Raw genomic sequence first — 18,920 nt, forward strand, 5'->3', positions numbered from 1 at the left:
CCTCCGGTGACCACCACCCAGGCCGGCCCGACCTCGGGCACCCCCTCGGGCGCCGCCACGCGGCGCCCGAGGCGGCTGCGCGCTGCCTGGCTGCTCGCGAGCCTGCTGCTGCTGGTCGCCCTGGCGGCCCTCTCGGTCGCGGTCGGCTCCCGCGACGTCGGCCTCGACGACATCGTCGCGGCGCTCGGGGGCTCCAGCGAGACGCTCGACGAGGCCGCGGTCACCAAGCGGATCCCGCGCACCCTGCTCGCCGTCCTCGTGGGTGCCGCCCTCGGCCTCGCCGGCGCGGTGATGCAGGGCGTGACCCGCAACCCGTTGGCCGATCCCGGGATCCTCGGGGTCAACATGGGCGCCTCGCTGGCGGTCGTGACCGGCATCGCCTGGTTCGGGCTCACCGCGCCGTCGTCGTACATCTGGGTCGCCATCGGCGGCGCCGCCGTCGCGGCCGTCTTCGTGTACGCCGTGGGCTCCCTCGGGCGGGGCGGCGCGACGCCGCTCAAGCTCGCCCTGGCCGGCACGGCCACGTCCGCCGCGCTGGTCTCGTTCATCACCGCGGTGGTGCTGCCCCGCAACGACATCTCCGAGGGCGCGCTGTCCTGGCAGATCGGTGGCGTCGGCGGGGCGTCGTTCGACGCCATCACGCTCGTGCTGCCGTTCCTCGCCGTCGGGCTGCTGGTCTGCCTCGCCTCGGCCCGCGGGCTCGACTCCCTGGCCCTCGGCGACGACGTGGCCGCCGGCCTCGGCGAGCGGGTGGCCCTCACCCGCGGTGCGGCGGCGGCCGGCGCGGTGCTGCTCTGCGGGGCGGCGACGGCGGTCGCCGGCCCGATCGGGTTCGTCGGCCTCGTCGTCCCGCACCTGTGCCGGATGCTCATCGGCGTGGACCACCGCTGGCTGCTGCCGTTCACCGCGGTCGGTGGCGCCGCCCTGCTCACCACCGCCGACGTGCTCGGGCGGATCGTCGCGCGCCCGAGCGAGGTCGACGTCGGCATCATCACCGCCCTCGTCGGCGCACCGTTCTTCATCCACGTCGTCCGCCGCCACAAGGTGCGTGAGCTGTGACCGCCCCGACCGCCCCGGCCGCCGCGGACCTCACCGCGGACCCGGCCCCCTCCACCGTCGAGCGCGTCGCCCGGGGCCGGGCGCGCCGTGCGGCCAGGCGCCGCAGCGTCGTGGTCGTGCTTACGGTCCTGGTGCTCGCGACCTTCGCCGCCAGCCTGATGGTGGGCCGCACCTTCTACCCGCCGGGCGACGTCCTCTCCGTCATCGCCGGGCAGGACGTCCCGGGCGCCTCGTTCACCGTCGGTCGGCTGCGGCTCCCGCGGGCGGTCCTCGCCCTGGTGGTCGGGCTCTGCTTCGGCATCGCCGGCGTCACCTTCCAGACCATGCTGCGCAACCCGCTGGCCAGCCCCGACATCATCGGCATCAGCACCGGGTCGAGCGCGGCCGCGGCGGTCGGGATCGTCACCTTCGGGCTCTCGGGGGCGGCGGTGTCGCTGCTCGCGATCAGCGTCGGCCTCGGCGTCGCGCTGCTCATCTACGTGCTCTCCTTCCGCGACGGCGTCGCGGGGACCCGCCTGATCCTCATCGGCATCGGCATCGCCGCCATGCTCGAGAGCGTCATCGCCTACGTGCTGAGCCGCGCGGCGGCCTGGGACTTCCAGGAGGCGGCGCGCTGGCTGACCGGCAGCCTCAACAACGCCGGTTGGGACGACGTCGTCCCGACCGTCCTCGCGCTCCTGGTCCTGGGACCGCTGCTGGTGGTGAAGTCGGGCGACCTCGACATGCTCCAGCTCGGCGACGACGCCGCGTCCGCCCTCGGCGTCCGGGTCGAGCGGACCCGGATCGTCGTCATCGTCGCCGCCGTCGGCCTGATCGCCTTCGCCACCGCCGCCACCGGCCCGATCGCCTTCGTCGCGTTCCTCGCCGGCCCGATCGCGGCGCGGATCGTCGGGCCGGGCGCCTCGCTGCTCGTGCCCTCCGCGCTGGTCGGCGCGCTTCTGGTGCTCGTGGCCGACCTGTGCGGCCAGTTCGCCTTCGACCACCGCTACCCCGTAGGCGTCGTGACCGGCGTGCTCGGCGCGCCGTACCTCGTCTACCTCATCGTCCGCACCAACCGCGCCGGAGGCTCGTTGTGACCGCCGACCACACGCTCACCGTCCACGACCTCGAGCTGGGGTACGGCGAGCGCACCGTCATCGACTCCCTCGACCTGGTGCTGCCGCCGGGCCGGGTCACCGCGATCGTCGGGGCGAACGCCTGCGGGAAGTCGACGCTCCTGCGGTCGATGTCGCGCCTGCTGCGCCCGCGGGCCGGCCGGGTGCTGCTCGACGGCGAGCAGGTGCACAAGCTGCCCGCGAAGGAGCTGGCCCGCACGCTGGGTCTGCTCCCCCAGGCGCCGACCGCCCCCGAGGGCATCACCGTCAGCGACCTCGTCGGCCGGGGTCGCAACCCGCACCAGGGGCTGCTGTCCCGGTGGAGCAGCGAGGACGACGCCGCCGTCGCGGCCGCGCTCGAGGCGACCGACACCGTCGCCCTCGCCGACCGGCCGGTCGACGAGCTCTCCGGCGGCCAGCGACAGCGGGTCTGGATCGCCATGGCGCTGGCCCAGCAGACCGACGTGCTCCTGCTCGACGAGCCCACGACGTACCTCGACGTCAGCCACCAGGTCGAGGTCCTCGACCTGCTCACCGACCTCAACCGCAGCCGCGGCACCACCATCGTGATGGTGCTGCACGACCTCAACCTCGCCGCGCGGTACGCCGACCACCTCGTCGCCCTCGCCGACGGCCGGCTCCACGCCGCCGGCGACCCCGCGGACGTGCTCACCGAGGAGACGGTGCGCGCCGTCTTCGGCCTGGACTGCTCGGTCATCACCGACCCCGTCTCCGGGCGACCGCTCATGCTCCCGATCGGTCGGCACCACGTGGCGGCGCCGGCGTCCTGACGCCGGCCGCGCTCGTCCGCCGCCGCCGTGCGCCGCCCGGCGCGGGTGGCGCGGGTGGCCGGGTGGCCGGGTGGCTCGGAGCGGGCCGGCACGGCACGATGACGCCATGCGACGGTGCCGTCTCCACGTGGTGGGAGCCAGCGGCTCGGGGACCACGACGTTGGCGCGTTCGCTGGCCGACCACTGGGCCGTGCCGCACGCGGACGCCGACGACTACTTCTGGCTCCCCAGCGACCCGCCGTACGTGCGCAAGCGCCCGGAGGCGGATCGCACCGCGCTGATGCGGTCGATGTTCGTCCCCCGCGACGCGTGGGTGCTGTCGGGCTCGCTGGTCGGCTGGGGCGACGACGTCGTCAGCCAGTGCGACGCGGTGGTCTTCTTGACCCTCGACCCCGAGGAGCGGCTGCGGCGCCTCGAGGCCCGCGAGGTGCGGCGCCGCGCCGGACGGGACTTCGACACAGCGGCCTGGGCGGAGTTCACCGAGTGGGCCCGGGGCTACGACCGCCCCGGCTTCGAGGGGCGCAGCCGCGCCGCGCACGAGGACTGGCTGGCCGGGCTCGGCCAGCCGGTGCTGCGCCTGGACAGCGCCGCCTCCCCGGACGATCTGCGGGACGCGGTGCTGTCGTGGGCACCGCGTCCCTGAGCTGCCCGGTGCGGAGTCAGCCGGCGGTGCGGATGAGCTTCTTGTTGACGAACTCCTCCATGCCGTACCGGCCGAGCTCGCGGCCGAAACCCGAGCGCTTCACGCCGCCGAACGGCAGCTCCGCGGCGTCGAGGCCGACGCCGTTGACGAACACCATGCCGGCGTCGATCTGGTCCGCGACGCGACGCGCCTGCTCCGGGTCGTCGGTGAAGACGTAGGACCCGAGGCCGTAGGGGGTGTCGTTGGCCAGCCGGACCGCGTCGTCCTCGTCGGCGGCCCGGAACGCCATCGCGACCGGCCCGAACAGCTCCTGGCGGTACGCCGGGTTGCCCGGCTCGACGCCCGTGAGCACGCCGCTGGGGTGGAAGGCCCCGGTCCGGTCCCCGGCGCTGCTGAGCGCCGCGCCCCCGCCCACGGCGGACGCGACCTGGTCGGCGAGGTTGGTCGCGGCCGCCTCGGAGACCAGCGGCGAGCCCGGGGAGGCGGCGAGGAGCGCCTCGGTGAACCGCGCGACGAACTCCTCGTAGAGCTCGTCGACGACGATGAACCGCTTGCCGGCGTTGCACGCCTGGCCGGTGTTCTCCAGGCGGGCGGCCACCGCGGCCTCGACCGTCGCCGCCATGTCGGAGGTGCCGAGCACGACGAACGGGTCCGACCCGCCCAGCTCGAGCACGACCTTCTTCAGGTGCCGCCCCGCGATCGCGGCGACGGCGGAGCCGGCCCGCTCCGAGCCGGTCAGCGAGACGCCCTGGACCCGCGGGTCGGCGATGATCCGCTCGACCTGCTCGTGGGTGGCGTACACGTTGACGTAGGCGCCCTCGGGCAGGCCGGCGTCGAGGAAGAGCCGGTGCAGCAGCGCCGCCGAGCGCGGGCACTGCGGCGCGTGCTTGAGCACGATGGTGTTGCCGGTGGCCAGGTTGGGCGCGGCGAACCGGGCGACCTGGTAGGCGGGGAAGTTCCACGGCATGATCCCGAGCAGCACCCCGACGGGCGCCCGCCGGATCAGCGCGGAGCCCTCCCCCTCGGCCAGGTCGATCGGCTCGTCGGCCAGGAATCGGGCGGCGTTGTCGGCGTAGTAGTCGTAGATGTCGGCGGAGAAGTCGACCTCGCCCTCGGCGTCGGCGAGGGGCTTGCCCATCTCCTCCACCATCGTGGTCGACAGCTCCTCGCGGCGCTCGCGGTGCAGCTCGGCGACGCGGTGGAGCAGGGCGGCGCGGTCCTCGACGGTCGAGGTCCGCCGCCAGCCGGCGTACGCCGCGGCGGCGGCGTCGACGGCGGCGTCGACCTCGGCGTCCGTGGCGGTCGGGAAGGTCTCGACCAGGTCGCCGGTGGCGGGGTTCAGCACGGCGTACTCGGGCATGGGGGGCTCCTTGGGGTGGCGGGCGGGCGTCAGCGGACGGCTTCGACGTCGGACGAGAGCCGTTGCGCGAGCCAGACGGGGACGATGGAGAAGACGATGAGCACGACCGCCACGACGTTGACCACGGGTGCCTGGTTCGGCCGGAACATGTTGTTGAGGATCCAGATCGGCAGGGTGTTGGCGCCGCTGCCGGCGGTGAACGTGGTCACGATGATCTCGTCGAAGCTGAGGGCGAACGCGAGCATCCCGCCCGCCATCAGGGCCGAGCGCAGCTGCGGCAGCGTCACGAGCCGGAAGGTGGTCAGGACGCCGGCGCCGAGGTCCGCGGAGGCCTCCTCGAGGCTGGTGCCCATCCGGCGCAGGCGGGCCTGGACGTTGTTGAAGACGGTCACGATGCAGAACGTCGCATGCGCCACCACGATCGTCCAGAGGCTGAGGTCGACCCCCAGGATGGTGCGGAACCCGTTGTTCAGCGCGATGCCCGTGACGACGCCGGGCAGGGCGATCGGCAGGATCACCAGCAGGTTGACCGAGTGCTTGCCGAAGAAGGAGTAGCGCTGCAGCGCGAGGGCCAGGAGCGTCCCGAGCACCAGCGCGATGGCCGTGGCGAGCACCGCGACCTGCAGGCTGGTCACCAGGGCGTCGCGGGCGCCCTCGCTCCCGGCGGCCCGCCTCCACCACTCGAAGGTCACGCCGTCGAGCGGCCAGGTCATCGACTGGCTGGGGTTCACCGAGTTCACCACGACCACCAGCAGCGGCAGGTAGACCAGCGCCAGCACGAGGAAGGTGAGCGCGGCGAGCGTCCGGCGCGCGGTCCGGCTGAGGTTCATCAGAGGTTCTCCAGGGCGCCGGTACGACGGATCGCGGTGAGCAGCACGAGCATGACCACGATGGGGATCATGGCGATGGCGGCGGCGAGCGGCAGGTTGTTGGCGGCGCCGGCGTTGACGAAGACCAGGTTGCCGAGCATCTGGCTCGCACCGCCCACGATGTTGACGGTGATGTAGTCACCCATGGTCAGCGAGAAGCTGAAGATCGCGCCGGCGATGATGCCGGGCACGAGCAGCGGCATGACGATCGAGCGCAGCACCATGCCCCCGGACGCGCCGAGGTCGCCCGCGGCCTCCAGGAGGGAGTCGGGGACCCGCTCGAGCGCCGCGAAGATCGGCAGGATGACGTAGGGCAGCCAGATGTAGGACTGGGCGATCACCACGGCGGTCAGGCCGTAGCCCGGCGAGCCGATGCCCGACCACTCGGCGAGGCCGCCCTCCGAGAGCACCACCCGCCAGGCGAACACCTTCACCAGGTAGCTGGCCCACAGCGGGGTGAGCACGGCGACGACGAGCATCCGCCGCGCCCGCGGCGAGGCGACCTTGGCCATGTAGAACGCGATCGGCAGCGCGATCAGCACGTCGATCACCGTCACCGCCAGCGCCACGCCCACGGTGCGGGCCGCGACGGTGCGGTACACCTCGTTCTCGAGCAGGGTGCGGAAGTTGTCCAGCGTCCAGGAGCGGTCGATCTCGCTGCTGAGGCTGTCGACGGACCACAGCGAGGTGATCAGGAGCGCGGCGAGCGCCACGACGTAGACGAGCAGCATCCACACGAGCGGCGCCGAGAGCAGCAGGCTCAGCCGCAGCCACACCCTGCGGTGCAGCAGCCGGGAGCCCGGCCGGGCCACCGGCGCCCGCAGTGCGGGGTCGGTGGTCCGGCCGGTCCGGCCGTCGGTGACGGGGGTGGAGGTGGCCATGGTCAGCCCTTGATCTCCGTCCAGGCCTGGGTCCACTGCGAGTAGTCGGTGCACTCGACGTCGGTGCGGCCGTCCAGGCACTCCTTGATCGGCGTGCGCCAGAACCACAGCTGGTCGGCGTACTCCTCGTCACCGGCGTGGAAGGTCTCGCAGTGCTTCGGGTCGGTGGTCTCCTCGCACGCGGCGGGGCTGTTGGGCGCCTCGCCGAAGTACTCGGTCGCCTGGGCGTTGGCCTCCGGGCTCAGGATGTAGTCCATCCAGGCGTAGGCGCAGTTGGGGTTCTTGGCCTGCGAGGAGAGCATCCACGTGTCGTTCCACGCGGTCGCGCCCTCCTCGGGCAGGACGACGTCGACGTCCTTGTTCTTGATGTTGTTCTTGATGACCTGCCAGGTGGTGCCGACCACCGAGTCGCCGGTCTCGAAGGCCTGGACCTCCTTGAGGTAGTCGGCCCAGTACTCCCCGACGTGCTGGCGCTGCTGCTTGAGCAGCTCCACCGCGGCGTCGAGCTGCTCCTGGTCGAGCGCGTAGGGGTTCTCGATGCCGAGGTCGGGCTGGGTCTTCATCAGGTACAGCGCGGCGTCGGCGATGTAGATCGGCGAGTCGTACGCCGTCACCTTGCCGGTGTTCGCCTCGAGCTGGTCGGGCTCGAAGACCGCTCCCCACGACGTCGGCGGGGTGTCGAAATTCTTCTTGTTGAACATCAGCAGGTTCGCGCCGTACCCGTGCGGCACGCCGTAGTTGACGTCGTCGACGGTGTTCCACTCGGTGTTCTTGAGGAAGTCGTAGACATTCTCGTAGTTCGGGATCAGGTCGGTGTTGACCTCCTGCGCCTCGTCGGAGGCGATGAGGCGCAGCGAGAGGTCACCGGAGGCGGCGATCACGTCGTACTCACCGGACTTGGCGAGGTTGAGGGCCTCGTCGGAGGTGCCGTAGACCTTGCTGGTCACCTCGCAGCCGGTGTCCTTCTCGAACGCGCTGACCCAGTCGACCTTCGGGTCGTTCGTGCCGTCCTCGACGTAGCCGGGCCAGGCGAGGATGGAGACCTGGCCCTCCATCTTGCCGACCTCCTCGACGGCGGCGGTCTCCTTGTCGTCCTCTCCCCCGCCGCACGCGGTCAGGACGGAGACCGAGAGGAGGGTCAGGCAGGCCAGGGTGGCGCGGCCACGCCGGAGTGTGGGGTTCATGCAGATCTCCGCTTTCTCTGGGGATGGTGTGGTGGTCGTGCGGTGGGGCTCGGGGTGGGGCTCGGGTGGAGCTCGGTGGGCGCTCGGCGCTCAGGAGGTGGCGGGGCTCAGCGCGACCACGTCGGCCCGGGCGAAGCGGACCGTCACGGAGTCGCCGCGGTGCTCGGGATCGGTGAGCCGGCCGTCGCTCGGCTCGAGCGCGACCAGGTCGACCCCGTCGTGGGTGCGCAGGTGCACCCGGTTGGCGCTGCCGAGGTAGATCGTCTCGACCACGACCGCGCCGAGGGCGACCTCGCCGGAGGCCGGCGGCTCCGACCCGGCCGGCGTGAGCCGCAGCCGCTCCGGCCGGATCGCGTGCTCGCCGTCCACGCCCAGCAGCTGCCTCGACACCTCCGCGGTGAGCAGGTTGGTGGTGCCGACGAACCCGGCGACGTACGCCGAGGTCGGGTGCTCGTAGATGTCGCGGGGCGTCCCGAGCTGCTGGATGCGACCCGCGTCGAAGACGGCGATCCGGTCGCTGAGGGTGAGCGCCTCCTCCTGGTCGTGGGTGACGAAGACGAACGTGATGCCCAGGTCGCGCTGGAGCTGCTTGAGCTCGACCTGCATCTGCTCGCGGAGCTTGAGGTCGAGCGCGCCGAGCGGCTCGTCGAGGAGCAGCACACGGGGCTCGAGGACGATCGCCCGCGCGAGGGCGACCCGCTGGCGCTGGCCGCCGGAGAGCTGGGTGGGACGTCGCCCGCCGAGGTGGCCCAGCCGCACGGTGTCGAGCGCCTGCTGGGCCCGCTGCCGGCGGTCCTTCTTGCCCAGGCCCCGCACGCGGAGCCCGTAGGCGACGTTGTCGAGGACGCTCATGTGCGGGAAGAGCGCGTAGTCCTGGAAGACGGTGTGCACGTCGCGCTCGAACGGCGCGGCCCGGGTGACGTCGACACCGCCGAGCAGCACGGTGCCCTCCGAGGCCTGCTCGAACCCGGCGACCAGGCGCAGCACCGTGGTCTTGCCCGACCCCGACGGACCGAGCATGGAGAAGAACTCGCCGTCGGCGATGTCGAGGTCCACGCCGTCGACCGCGGCGACGTCGCCGAAGTGCTTGCGCAGTCCGCGCAGGGAGATCGCAGGGACCTGCGGGGCGGCGCCCGGCGCGGGGGCCGGCGCGGTCGCGCTGGTCGGGTGTGGCATCAGTCGTGGCCTTTCGTCAGGTCCGGTTGGCGCGTTAACCTATGACTTCAGAGTTCACAGTGCAATAGGTTCCGGCAGGATGGTCGGAAACGTCATCGAGCGGTAACAAGCGAGGAGGTCCCGTGGCGGTGCAGTTCTACGGCCGGGCGTCGGCAGCGGTGTTCTCGCCACTGGAGTCCAAGAGCCGGTCCGAGCTGGTGAGCCGCCGCCTGACCGACGCGATCGCGCTCGGCCTCCTCCCCGACGCCGAGCAGCTGCCCGGCGAGACCGACCTCGCCGGGATCTTCGGCGTCTCGACCGTCACCGTCCGCGAGGCCCTGTCCGTCCTGCGGGCCGAGGGGCTGATCGAGACCCGGCGGGGTCGCGGGGGCGGCAGCTTCGTGCGCACGCCGGAGGGTGGCGTCGTGGAGCTGGCCCGGCGCCGGCTCGACGGCTTCAGCCTCAGCGAGCTGCGCGACCTCGGTGACGTCTACGCCGCCATCAGCGGCGCCAGCGCCGCCCTGGCCGCGCGCCGCTCCAGCGCCGAGGACCTCGACCGGCTGCGGCGGGTGGCCGACACGCTCGCCACCGCCACCGCGCCCGACGCACGCCGGCGCGCCGACGCCCACTTCCACGTCGAGGTGGCCGCGGCGGCCCAGTCGCCGCAGCTCTACCACGAGGAGGTCCGGCTCCAGGCGGAGTTCGGCACCCTCCTGTGGATCGCCTTCGGGGACGACTCCAGCCACGAGCAGATGGTGCGCAGCTGCCGTGCCGTGGTGGACTCCATCGCGAACCGAGACCCCCAGGCCGCCCGCGAGGCCGCAGAGCAGCGGGTCGCGGACTCCACCGCCCGCCTGATCGACTACCGACTCAACCGGGACCGCCGATGACCCTGCACGACTCCCCCGACGTCGACCGGGTGACCCTGGCGGTCCTCGAGGTCGTCGGCCACGCCCTCGAGCTCGCCGACCGGATCGCGGCCGCGGTCCAGCCCGCGCTCGAGGCGCGACCCGCACCACGTCGCTCGGACCTCACCGGGGTCGAGGCGCTCGTCGGCCCGGTGCTCGCCGACCTGGACCAGCCGGAGCAGGGGGCGGGGTTCGTGGCGGCCGTCGGGCTGCTCGAGGACGCGCCCTGGTGGCTGGAGTGGTTCGCGCGCGACCCCGACGGACGGGTGCAGCGGCTGGTCACCCACTCCGACCCCGACGGCATCGGCTTCTACGACTACGAGTCGCTCCCCTGGTACGTCGTGCCCCGCGACTCCGGCCACCGGCACGTGACCGGTCCCTACGTCGACTACCTGTGCACCGAGGAGTACACCCTCACCTTCAGCACCCCCGTCCACGCCGGCGGCCGCTTCGTGGGCGTGGCCGGCGCCGACATCGCCGTCAAGCACGTCGAGGAGCACCTGCTGCCGGCGCTCTGCGCGGCCGGCACCCGGCTCGCGGTGGTCAACGGCGACGGCCGGATCCTGTCGAGCAACAGCGGGCGCCACGTCTGCGGCGACCTGCTGGAGACCGACCCCGGCTCCCCCGTGCGCGCGACCCGCGCGATCGACGGCCTGCCGCTGTCGGTCGTCGACCTCGGCGACTGACGGCGGCCCCGGGGCCGCTCAGGGCTGCAGCGCCGGCGCGGCGTAGGTCTCCTTCACGAACCGCAGGTGGCTCCAGCTCTCCACGTCGGCGACGCCGTCCAACGACCGCACGGCGTCCAGGGCCTCGAGCAACGCCCCGGGGGTGAACGTCCGCAGCGTCGCGACCGCGTCGAACCTCCCCCACGTGCGCGCCAGGAAGCTCACCGCCGGCAGCCCGAGGAGCGCGGCGACCACCTCCTCGTGCCCCCCGCCCAGCCGGATGCCGATCCCGAGCGCGACCTGCGGGTCGTCCCCCGACTGCCGCACCAGCGCACCGACCCGGACGACCTGGGCCTCCAGCAACCGCACCACACGCCGCCGCACACCCGCCGGGGAGAGCCCCACCACCGCCGCGAGCTCGACGTACGACGCGCGCCCGTCGTCCTGCAGGGCCCGTAGCAGGGCCACGTCCGTCGCGTCGACCGTGGTGGCCACCGCACCGGTCGGTCCCACCACGTCCCGGATGACCTCGGCGTAGGGAAGGGTGTCGAGCGCCCGCACGCCGGGGAGGAGCCGGATCGCCGCGAGCGCCTCATCGATGTCCCGTGGCGACCCGGTCCGCAGCTCGGCGACGACGGCGTACGGGCCGGCCGTCAGCGACACGAAGGGCACGTCGGACCGCTCCGCGACCCGCTCGGCGACGACGTCGGCGCGGCCCGAGACGGCCACCCCGACGTGGGCGAGGGAGCTGCGGCCCAGGACGGCCGGGTGCACGACGCCGCGGACGACGACCTCGCCGGAGGTCAGCAGCCGGTGCATGCGCGCGGCGACCACGGATCGGGAGATCCCCGAGAGCCGGGCGATCTCCCGGTGCGGGAGCCGGCCGTCGGACTTCAGCAGCCCGACGATGACCTGGTCGACCGCGTCCATGGGTGCGCCTCCGAAATTGTGTCCGCAACTTTGACCACGACGGCCGCGCCGAACGTACCCCACCAGTGCCCCGGGCCGCCCGAACTGACCCTTTGCACCGCGTTCGACGTGCCGATCGTGATTCGTTACGCGCTGGTTACGCACGAACGGCTTGCCAGGGAACGGGGGCCTACCTAGGGTCGTCGCCTGCCGGGTGAGATCGCCATCACGGCAGCACAGGACACGGCTCCTGATCGGGCACGGCCAGCCGTCGCCCACGTGTGCCACCCGTCCGGGGCTTGACATCGATGAGGGAGCCGAACGTGTCCGACATCTTGCAGAGCGGGTCTGAAGGATCCGACACCGCCACGACCGGCCTGGCGCGGAACGCGCTCAACCTGCCGGAGCTGGTCTTCACCGCGATGGCGGCGCTCGCACCGCTGACCCTCGTGGTCGCCGTGATGCCGCTGCACTTCTTCGTCGGCGGTCCGGCCGTGCCCGGGGGCTACCTCGTCGCCGCCGCCGTCATGGGCCTGTTCGCCGTCGGGCTGACGACGATCATGCGCTACATCCGCAACACCGGCGCGTTCTACGCGATCATCGTCCGCGGGCTCGGCAAGGTCCCCGGCTCCGCCTCGGCGCTGCTGGCGATCGTGGCCTACAACGCGCTGCAGGTCTCGACGTACGGCGCCCTGGGCCTCTACGCCGCCGACGTCGTCGAGCAGGTCTTCGGGATCGACGCACCCTGGTGGCTCTACGGTGCGGTCGCGCTCGTCCTCGTCGCGCTCCTCGGCTACCGCGGCATCACCGCCAGCGCGAAGGTCCTCACCGTCGTGCTGACGCTGGAGATGGTCGCGCTCGCCGCGCTGGCCGTCGCGATCCTCGCCGACGGCGGCACCGGTCCGCTCTCCCTGACGCCGTTCTCCCCGAGCACCGTCCTGGACCCCTCCAACGGCCCGATGTACGGGCTGATCTTCGGCGCCTTCATGGGCTTCGAGTCCACGGTCATCTACTCCGAGGAGACCGCGGGAGGCGCGCGGACCATGCGCCGCGCCACCTACGCCGTCGTCGCCGTCATCGGCGTGTTCTACGCCGCCATCGCCTACGTCATCGTGTCGGCGTACGGCGTCGGCGACATCGCCACCGCGGCCAGCGAGGACCCCGCCGGCCTGGTCGTCGTGCTCTTCGACCGCTACACCTCCGCATGGGTCGGCGAGCTGGTCTCCGTCCTGCTGCTCCTCAGCGCCTTCGCAGCGCTGCTCGCCCTGCACAACGCGAGCAACCGCTACGCGTTCGCCCTGGGCCGGGAGCGCCTGATCCCCAGCGCCTTCGCCCGCACGCACCCCACCACCCGGTCCCCGTGGGTCGCCGGCCTGACGCAGAGCGCCGTCGCGGCCGTCGTGCTGGTCGCCTGCGTCGCCCTCGACGTCGACCCCTACCTCGGCCTGCTGCTCTGGGGCAGCGCCCTGGGCTTCCTCGGGATCATCGCGCTGTGGGCGCTGTGCGCCCTCGCCGCCGTCGTCTACATGCGCCGCCACCACCCGGAGGTCGGCCTCTGGCGCTCGGCCGTCGCGCCCCTCCTCGCCGCCGTCGCCCTCGCCGTCGTCTTCGTCCTGGTCATCGCCAACTTCGACCTCTTCTCCGGCGGCACACCGGCGGTCAACGCCACGCTCTTCACCATCGCCGCCCTCGCCGTCGTCGGTGGCGTCGGCCGGGCGCTGTACCTGCGGGCCCGCGTCCCGGAGGTCTACGCCCGGCTCGGGACGACCGACGCCGGCGCCGACCCCGCCGACGAGCCGGCCGACGAGCCGGTCGCCGAGCCCACCGACGAGCCGAGGACGTGGTGATCCCCGTGCTGCCCTCCCCCGCCTCCCACGGCCCCGCCTCCCCCGAGCCCGAGTACCGCCCGGTCGACCTGGACGCCGTCGCCGACGCGAGCGTCGACGTCTTCGAGGACCCCGCCGACGTCGAGCTGGGCGAGCGGCGGCTCCACGGGCTGCCCTTCCGGTTCGGCACGCCGGAGCGCGCGGTCGTCCGCGTCGACCCGCGCACGACGACCCGCGTCCCGGCCACCGGGCCGGCCACCTGGCTGGTCTTCGCCCACGCCGTCCTGGAGGCCGACCTCTACCGCGGTGGCCGCGTCGGCGACCGGGTCGGCTCCTACACCCTCGAGTACGCCGACGGGACGACCCACACCCACCCGCTGCGCCAGCGCTTCGAGATCGGCCCGACGCCCCGCCGCTGGGACGACCGGCCGCTGCCGCTCGACTGGGGCCAGACACCTCTGCTGGCCCGCAACGACGCCGAGCACGTGCTCATGGACCGCAGCTGCGGCCGGTACGACCAGGCCGGTGCACGCCTGGTCGGCATCGACGACCCCCAGTCCCAGGTTCCCTACGTGCTGCCCTACCGCTTCTACCTGTGGGCCCTGGAGAACCCCCGCCCCGACGCCGACCTGACGGCCGTCTCGGTCACGGCCGACGAGGCGACGCTCCTGCTCGGCGCGCTCACGCTCAGCCGCCTCGACGAGGAGCCCTTCACCACCACGGTGGCGCGGGAGGTGCTGCTCGACATCCGGGACGGCGACGTGGACGAGACCGTGGAGGTCGACGTCGACCGCGGCTCGGCGACCTACGTCTACCGGACCACGCCCGACGTCCAGGACGCCGCCGGGCTCCCCGCCGGGTGGGGCGCCCCGCGGCCGTCGGCCTGGCCCACCGGGTACACCAAGATCTCCGCCTCCCCCTCCGCGACCGTCACCGTGCGCCGAGGGGGCCACCCGGTCGGCGAGTTCCGCTGGGCCGACCTCGTGGCCCACGACGTGCTCTCCTTCGACTGGGGCACCGTCCGCCTCCCCCGGCCCGACCAGAACTGGGTCCGCACGCGGGTCCGCGACGCGGCCGGCCGGCCGGTGCCGTGCCGCATCCGCTTCCAGACCCTCGAGGGCATCCCGATCGCGCCGTACGGCCACCACGCCCACATCAACTCCGACGGCGGCACGTGGAACCTCGACATCGGCGGCGACGTACGACTCGGCAGCCACACCTACGCCGCGATCGACGGCGACTGCGAGGGCTGGCTGCCCGCCGGCGAGGTCCAGGTCGAGGTGGTCCGCGGCTTCGAGCACGAGCCCGTCCGCCGGACCGTGACGATCGCGCCCGACCAGGGCCACCTCGACCTCGTCCTCGAGCGCCGCTTCGACGCCCGCGAGCGCGGCTACCTCAGCGGCGACACCCACGTGCACTTCATGTCCACGCACGGCGCCGAGCTCGAGGCGCGGGCCGAGGACCTGCACATCGCCAACCTCCTGCTGGCCCAGTGGGGCGAGCACTTCACGGGCACCGAGGAGTTCACCGGGCACGCGCACGTCTCCCACGACCACCACACGGTCGTGTACGCAGGGCAGGAGAACCGCACCAACATGCTCGGCCACATCAACCTGCTGGGCCTGAAGAAGCCGATCATGCCGTGGTCGACGGGCGGGTCGGAGGAGGACGAGCTCGGCGGCGGCCTGGCCACCACGCTCTCGCACTGGGCCGACGAGTGCCACGCCCAGGGCGGCACCGTCGTCCTCGCCCACTTCCCCGTGCCCTACGGCGAGACGGCGGCGCTCCTGGCCACCGGACGCCTCGACGCCGTCGAGACCATCGCCTACGACGGCTACAACGTGACGGAGTACTACCGGTACCTCAACGCCGGGTTCCGGGTCCCGCTGGTCGGCGGCACCGACAAGATGACCAGCGAGGTCCCCGTCGGGCTGGTCCGCACCTACGCCTCGACCAGGACCCCCGGCGCCACCACCGGCCCGGCCGCCGAGGTGGGCCACGACGCGTGGTGCGCCGGCATCCGCCGCGGCGACACCATGGTGTCCAGCGGCCCGCTGCTATGGCTCACCGTCGACGACGAGCCGCCGGGCTCGGTGATCACGGGCCGGTCGACCGTGCACCTGCGCGTCGAGCTCGAGACCATCTTCCCGGTCGACCGCATCGAGGTCGTCCGCAACGGCGAGGTGCTGCACACCGAGCACGTCGAGGCCGGCACCAGCACCCACCTGCTGGACGTGCCCGTCGACGTCGACGGGTCCGACTGGCTCCTCGCCCGGTGCTTCGGGTCCGGCGACGCCGGCGCCCGGCACACCGACACCTGGGCGCGCCCGGTCGTCGCCCACACCTCGCCGGTGTACGTCAGCTCCGCACCCACCTGGGAGCGCGTCGACCGCGAGGTCATCGACACGATGCTCGCGATGGTCGAGGGAGCACGGCGCCACGTCACCGAGGAGGCACGCACCCGCTGGCACGGCGCGGTGCGCCACCGCCACGGCGAGCCCGACCACCTCGCCCACCTGACCCGCCCCTTCGACGAGGCGACCGCCGCGCTGCACGCGCGGCTCGGCGCTTCCGGCACGTCCTAGAAAGCAGGCCCCCATGACGATGAACCCCGACACGCTCAGCGCGCTCACCAACACCCCCGCCCCGGCCTTCGCCTGGTCGCCGAAGGGCTGGCCCTCGGAACGGCCCTCGAGCGACCCCGCTGACCCCGAGACCTGGATCTACACCGACCGGTACTCCTACAGCCCGGGCGAGACGGTCACCTTCCACATCTCCTCCTCCGCGGAGGAGTTCGAGCTGGAGATCGTCCGCGACGGCAGCCGGCCCACCACGGTCCACCACGCGCACCACCTCACCGCGCCGCACCAGGAGACCCCCGAGGACGCCTACGCCGCCGGGTGCGGGTGGACGCCCACCCACAGCTGGCAGGTCCCCGAGGACTGCCGGTCCGGCTTCTTCCTCGTCACCGTCCGCAACACGACTCCCCACGGCACCTGGGAGCGCGAGCACTTCTTCGTCGTGCGCGCCGCCGCCGACCGGCGCAGCGACATCGCCCTCGTCCTCACCACCGGCACCCTGAGCGCGTACAACGACTGGGGCGGCGCCAACCACTACCGCGGCATCGGCGACGACCCCCGCAACGACTCCGGCTCCCCGCTCTCCAGCACCCAGCGCCCGATCGGCCGGGGCATGCTCCGCAAGCCCGTCGACGCCCCCCGCGAGTACCACCCCTACACGCCGAGCATCGGCTGGGTCCCGCGGTACGACTCCTACGAGTGGGCCAGGTTCAACGGCTACAGCCGTCACCACGCCGACGCCTTCTGGGCCACCTACGAGCGCAGCTTCGTGGTGTGGGCGGAGGAGGCCGGCTACGAGCTGGACTACCTCACCCAGGTCGACCTGCACCAGGACCCGACCGCCCTCGACGGCTACTCCTGCGCCGTCGTCGTGGGCCACGACGAGTACTGGACCTGGGAGCAGCGCGACGTCGTCGACGCCTTCGTCGAGCGCGGCGGCGGCTTCGCCCGCTTCGCGGGCAACTTCCAGTGGCAGGTCCGGCTGAGCGAGGACGGCACGACCCAGTACTGCTACCGCCTGCCCTCGCTCGACCCGGAGGCCGCCACGACGCCGCGGCGCGCCACCACCAACTGGGAGGCCAAGAGCGTCGGCCGCCCCGGAGCCACGACCATCGGGCTCAACGGGCTGGGCGGCATCTACAACCGGTACGGCGCCGCGGTCCCGCGCTCCTCCGGCGGCTTCACGGTCTACCGGCCCGAGCACTGGTCGTTCGAGGGGACCGACCTCTACTACGGCGACCTCCTCGGCGGGGCGCCGGCGTTCCTGGCCGCCTTCGAGGTCGACTCGGTCGAGTACACCTTCCGGCGCGGTCTGCCGTACCCGACCTACGAGGACGGCGCCCCCGAGACCCTCGAGATCCTCGCGATGTGCCCGGCCGCCAAGGGCGAGGAGGACCGCTTCGGCGGCCAGCACCCCATCGGCGGCCCGGAGGCGGAGGTGTACGCCTACAACGCCGAGCTCGGCGACGACCTCCCCTACTACGTGCACGAGAACCAGATGCGCGGCGCCGGCATGATCGCCGCCTTCACCCGCGGGGACGGCGAGGTCTTCAACGGCGGCTCGACCGAGTGGTCCAACGCCCTGCGCGTCGGCGACCCCTTCGTCGACCGCATCGTCCGCAACGTCCTGGACCGCTTCACGAAGGGTGAGACCCGATGACGCCCCCCGCGACCCCCCTGACCATCGACGCCGTCCGCGCGGTCGACCGCACCGCCCCCAGGGTGGTGCCGGACCCCGCCGGCTACGACCGCGTCACCGGCGAGTGGGCCGAGGCGGAGTACCGCGCCGTCGAGATCGCCGACGACTCCCTGGGCGGGCTCTGGGAGGGCGAGCCCGGGGAGGTCTTCTTCGAGTCCTGGCCCTACACCGAGTTCTGCGTGGTGATCAGCGGCCGGGTCGCGGTCCGGGACGACGCCGGGGCCCGCCGCGAGTTCGGGCCCGGGGAGGCGTTCGTCGTCCCGCGCGGCTTCCGCGGCACGTGGGAGACCCTCGAGCCGTCGGTCAAGTACTTCGTGGCCATGCGATGACCGCCTACCCGAGCCCCGGCCCACGGACCGTGGGGCCTACCGACAGCTCCCTGGTGCCGCGGTACGCCGGGCCGGCGACGTTCGCCCGCCTGCCGCGGATCGACCAGGTGGATCACGCGGACGTGGTCGTCGCCGGCGTCCCCTTCGACACCGGGGTCTCCTACCGGCCCGGAGCCCGCTTCGGGCCCGGCCACGTGCGGGAGTCCTCCCGGCTGCTGCGCCCCTACCACCCGGCGCTGGACGCCTCGCCGTTCGAGCTCGCCCAGGTCGTCGACGGCGGCGACATCATCGCCAACCCCTTCGACATCCCGGCCGCCATCGACGCCATCCAGGCGGGGGCGTCCGGCCTGACCAGCAGCGGCGCGGGCCTGCTCACGATCGGCGGGGACCACACCATCGCGCTCCCCCTCCTCCGCGACGTGGCCGAGCGCCACGGCCCGGTCGCGCTGCTCCACTTCGACGCGCACCTGGACACCTGGGACACCTACTTCGGCGCCCGCTACACGCACGGGACGCCGTTCCGTCGCGCCGTCGAAGAGGGCCTGGTCGACACCGAGGCGCTGTGCCACGTCGGCACCCGCGGCCCGCTGTACGGCAAGAAGGACCTCGAGGACGACCGACGGTTCGGGTTCGGGATCCTGACCGCCAGCGACGTCTACCACCAGGGCGTCCTGGAGATCGTCGACCGGCTCCGCTCGCGGGTCGGCGACCGACCGCTGTACGTCTCGGTCGACATCGACGTGCTCGACCCCGCGCACGCACCGGGGACCGGCACGCCCGAGGCCGGCGGCCTCACCAGCCGCGAGCTCCTCGAGATCCTCCGGGGCCTGCGCGGGCTCCACCTCGTCGGCGCCGACGTCGTCGAGGTCTCCCCCGCCTACGACCACGCCGAGCTCACCGGGGTCGCCGCGTCGCACGTCGCCTACGACCTCCTCACCCTGATGACCCTGCAGCGGCGGGCGTGACCAC

The 18,920-nt window shown here is 73.0% G+C and carries 17 protein-coding genes; 11 read left to right on the forward strand and 6 right to left on the reverse strand.

Going from position 1 to position 18,920, the window contains the following annotated elements; all coding sequences use genetic code 11:
• The first annotated feature begins 6 nt into the window (after window positions 1–6).
• The 4 genes from AB0N29_RS17400 to AB0N29_RS17415 all read left to right on the forward strand — a co-directional run bounded on the left by AB0N29_RS17400 (window position 7) and on the right by AB0N29_RS17415 (window position 3,587).
• On the forward strand, window positions 7–1,059 hold the full coding sequence (locus AB0N29_RS17400) for an iron ABC transporter permease (RefSeq protein ID WP_302266952.1): 1,053 nt from the start codon (window positions 7–9) through the stop codon (window positions 1,057–1,059).
• A complete protein-coding gene (locus AB0N29_RS17405) occupies window positions 1,056–2,135 on the forward strand; it encodes an iron chelate uptake ABC transporter family permease subunit (RefSeq protein WP_364868610.1) in 1,080 nt (359 codons plus the stop codon). Before AB0N29_RS17400 ends, AB0N29_RS17405 begins: the two co-directional genes overlap by 4 nt.
• Window positions 2,132–2,944, forward strand: coding sequence for an ABC transporter ATP-binding protein (locus tag AB0N29_RS17410; RefSeq protein WP_302266954.1), 813 nt, complete (start codon window positions 2,132–2,134; stop codon window positions 2,942–2,944). Before AB0N29_RS17405 ends, AB0N29_RS17410 begins: the two co-directional genes overlap by 4 nt.
• 106 nt (window positions 2,945–3,050) lie before the next feature.
• Window positions 3,051–3,587, forward strand: coding sequence for an AAA family ATPase (locus AB0N29_RS17415; protein WP_364868613.1), 537 nt, complete (start codon window positions 3,051–3,053; stop codon window positions 3,585–3,587).
• A gap of 16 nt (window positions 3,588–3,603) precedes the next feature.
• On the opposite strand, the gene AB0N29_RS17420 is transcribed toward AB0N29_RS17415, so the two are convergent.
• The 5 genes from AB0N29_RS17420 to AB0N29_RS17440 all read right to left on the reverse strand — a co-directional run bounded on the left by AB0N29_RS17420 (window position 3,604) and on the right by AB0N29_RS17440 (window position 9,057).
• A complete protein-coding gene (locus tag AB0N29_RS17420; RefSeq protein WP_302266956.1) occupies window positions 3,604–4,947 on the reverse strand; it encodes an NAD-dependent succinate-semialdehyde dehydrogenase in 1,344 nt (447 codons plus the stop codon).
• Between the two features lie 29 nt (window positions 4,948–4,976).
• Entirely contained in the window at window positions 4,977–5,777 is an 801-nt protein-coding gene (locus AB0N29_RS17425; protein ID WP_302266957.1) for an ABC transporter permease, read from the reverse strand.
• Complete coding sequence (locus AB0N29_RS17430) at window positions 5,777–6,697, reverse strand: ABC transporter permease (RefSeq protein WP_364868616.1); 921 nt, start codon at window positions 6,695–6,697, stop codon at window positions 5,777–5,779. Before AB0N29_RS17430 ends, AB0N29_RS17425 begins: the two co-directional genes overlap by 1 nt.
• A 2-nt stretch (window positions 6,698–6,699) precedes the next feature.
• Window positions 6,700–7,881 carry an extracellular solute-binding protein gene (locus AB0N29_RS17435; protein WP_302266959.1) on the reverse strand — a complete coding sequence of 394 codons (1,182 nt, stop codon included), beginning with the start codon at window positions 7,879–7,881 and terminating at the stop codon, window positions 6,700–6,702.
• A gap of 90 nt (window positions 7,882–7,971) precedes the next feature.
• On the reverse strand, window positions 7,972–9,057 hold the full coding sequence (locus AB0N29_RS17440) for an ABC transporter ATP-binding protein (RefSeq protein WP_364868619.1): 1,086 nt from the start codon (window positions 9,055–9,057) through the stop codon (window positions 7,972–7,974).
• A 122-nt stretch (window positions 9,058–9,179) separates the two neighbouring features.
• Between AB0N29_RS17440 and AB0N29_RS17445 the strand changes: the two genes are divergently transcribed.
• Entirely contained in the window at window positions 9,180–9,926 is a 747-nt protein-coding gene (locus AB0N29_RS17445; RefSeq protein ID WP_364868621.1) for an FCD domain-containing protein, read from the forward strand.
• On the forward strand, window positions 9,923–10,630 hold the full coding sequence (locus tag AB0N29_RS17450; RefSeq protein ID WP_364868623.1) for a cache domain-containing protein: 708 nt from the start codon (window positions 9,923–9,925) through the stop codon (window positions 10,628–10,630). Before AB0N29_RS17445 ends, AB0N29_RS17450 begins: the two co-directional genes overlap by 4 nt.
• Before the next feature lie 18 nt (window positions 10,631–10,648).
• Here AB0N29_RS17450 and AB0N29_RS17455 read toward each other — a convergent pair whose 3' ends face one another.
• Window positions 10,649–11,539, reverse strand: coding sequence for an Lrp/AsnC family transcriptional regulator (locus AB0N29_RS17455; RefSeq protein WP_364868625.1), 891 nt, complete (start codon window positions 11,537–11,539; stop codon window positions 10,649–10,651).
• Window positions 11,540–11,841: 302 nt separating this feature from the next.
• Between AB0N29_RS17455 and AB0N29_RS17460 the strand changes: the two genes are divergently transcribed.
• The 5 genes from AB0N29_RS17460 to speB are packed head-to-tail and all read left to right on the forward strand — an operon-like array spanning window position 11,842 to window position 18,916.
• Window positions 11,842–13,365: an APC family permease gene (locus AB0N29_RS17460; protein WP_364868627.1), complete on the forward strand. Its 1,524-nt coding sequence runs from the start codon at window positions 11,842–11,844 to the stop codon at window positions 13,363–13,365.
• A complete protein-coding gene (locus AB0N29_RS17465) occupies window positions 13,359–15,929 on the forward strand; it encodes a CehA/McbA family metallohydrolase (RefSeq protein ID WP_364868629.1) in 2,571 nt (856 codons plus the stop codon). Before AB0N29_RS17460 ends, AB0N29_RS17465 begins: the two co-directional genes overlap by 7 nt.
• Window positions 15,930–15,942: 13 nt before the next feature.
• The gene (locus tag AB0N29_RS17470; RefSeq protein ID WP_364868631.1) at window positions 15,943–17,583 is read left to right on the forward strand and encodes a N,N-dimethylformamidase beta subunit family domain-containing protein; all 1,641 of its coding nucleotides are present in this window, start codon (window positions 15,943–15,945) and stop codon (window positions 17,581–17,583) included.
• Complete coding sequence (locus AB0N29_RS17475; RefSeq protein ID WP_364868633.1) at window positions 17,580–17,951, forward strand: cupin domain-containing protein; 372 nt, start codon at window positions 17,580–17,582, stop codon at window positions 17,949–17,951. Before AB0N29_RS17470 ends, AB0N29_RS17475 begins: the two co-directional genes overlap by 4 nt.
• A complete protein-coding gene (gene speB / locus AB0N29_RS17480) occupies window positions 17,948–18,916 on the forward strand; it encodes an agmatinase (RefSeq protein WP_364868635.1) in 969 nt (322 codons plus the stop codon). The genes AB0N29_RS17475 and speB overlap by 4 nt, the downstream gene beginning before the upstream one ends.
• The last annotated feature ends 4 nt before the right edge of the window (window positions 18,917–18,920 follow it).

It is taken from the genome of Nocardioides sp. NPDC092400 (assembly GCF_040684155.1).
In the GTDB taxonomy this organism is placed as follows: Bacteria; Actinomycetota; Actinomycetes; order Propionibacteriales; family Nocardioidaceae; genus Nocardioides.

Coding starts and splice junctions, on each gene's coding strand:
- AB0N29_RS17415 (WP_364868613.1), top strand. CDS start 3,051: ATGCGACGGTGCCGTCTCCACGTGGTGGGAGCCAGCGGCTCGGGGACC.
- AB0N29_RS17420 (WP_302266956.1), bottom strand. CDS start 4,947: ATGCCCGAGTACGCCGTGCTGAACCCCGCCACCGGCGACCTGGTCGAG.
- AB0N29_RS17425 (WP_302266957.1), bottom strand. CDS start 5,777: ATGAACCTCAGCCGGACCGCGCGCCGGACGCTCGCCGCGCTCACCTTC.
- AB0N29_RS17430 (WP_364868616.1), bottom strand. CDS start 6,697: ATGGCCACCTCCACCCCCGTCACCGACGGCCGGACCGGCCGGACCACC.
- AB0N29_RS17435 (WP_302266959.1), bottom strand. CDS start 7,881: ATGAACCCCACACTCCGGCGTGGCCGCGCCACCCTGGCCTGCCTGACC.
- AB0N29_RS17440 (WP_364868619.1), bottom strand. CDS start 9,057: ATGCCACACCCGACCAGCGCGACCGCGCCGGCCCCCGCGCCGGGCGCC.
- AB0N29_RS17450 (WP_364868623.1), top strand. CDS start 9,923: ATGACCCTGCACGACTCCCCCGACGTCGACCGGGTGACCCTGGCGGTC.
- AB0N29_RS17455 (WP_364868625.1), bottom strand. CDS start 11,539: ATGGACGCGGTCGACCAGGTCATCGTCGGGCTGCTGAAGTCCGACGGC.
- AB0N29_RS17470 (WP_364868631.1), top strand. CDS start 15,943: ATGACGATGAACCCCGACACGCTCAGCGCGCTCACCAACACCCCCGCC.
- AB0N29_RS17475 (WP_364868633.1), top strand. CDS start 17,580: ATGACGCCCCCCGCGACCCCCCTGACCATCGACGCCGTCCGCGCGGTC.
- speB (WP_364868635.1), top strand. CDS start 17,948: ATGACCGCCTACCCGAGCCCCGGCCCACGGACCGTGGGGCCTACCGAC.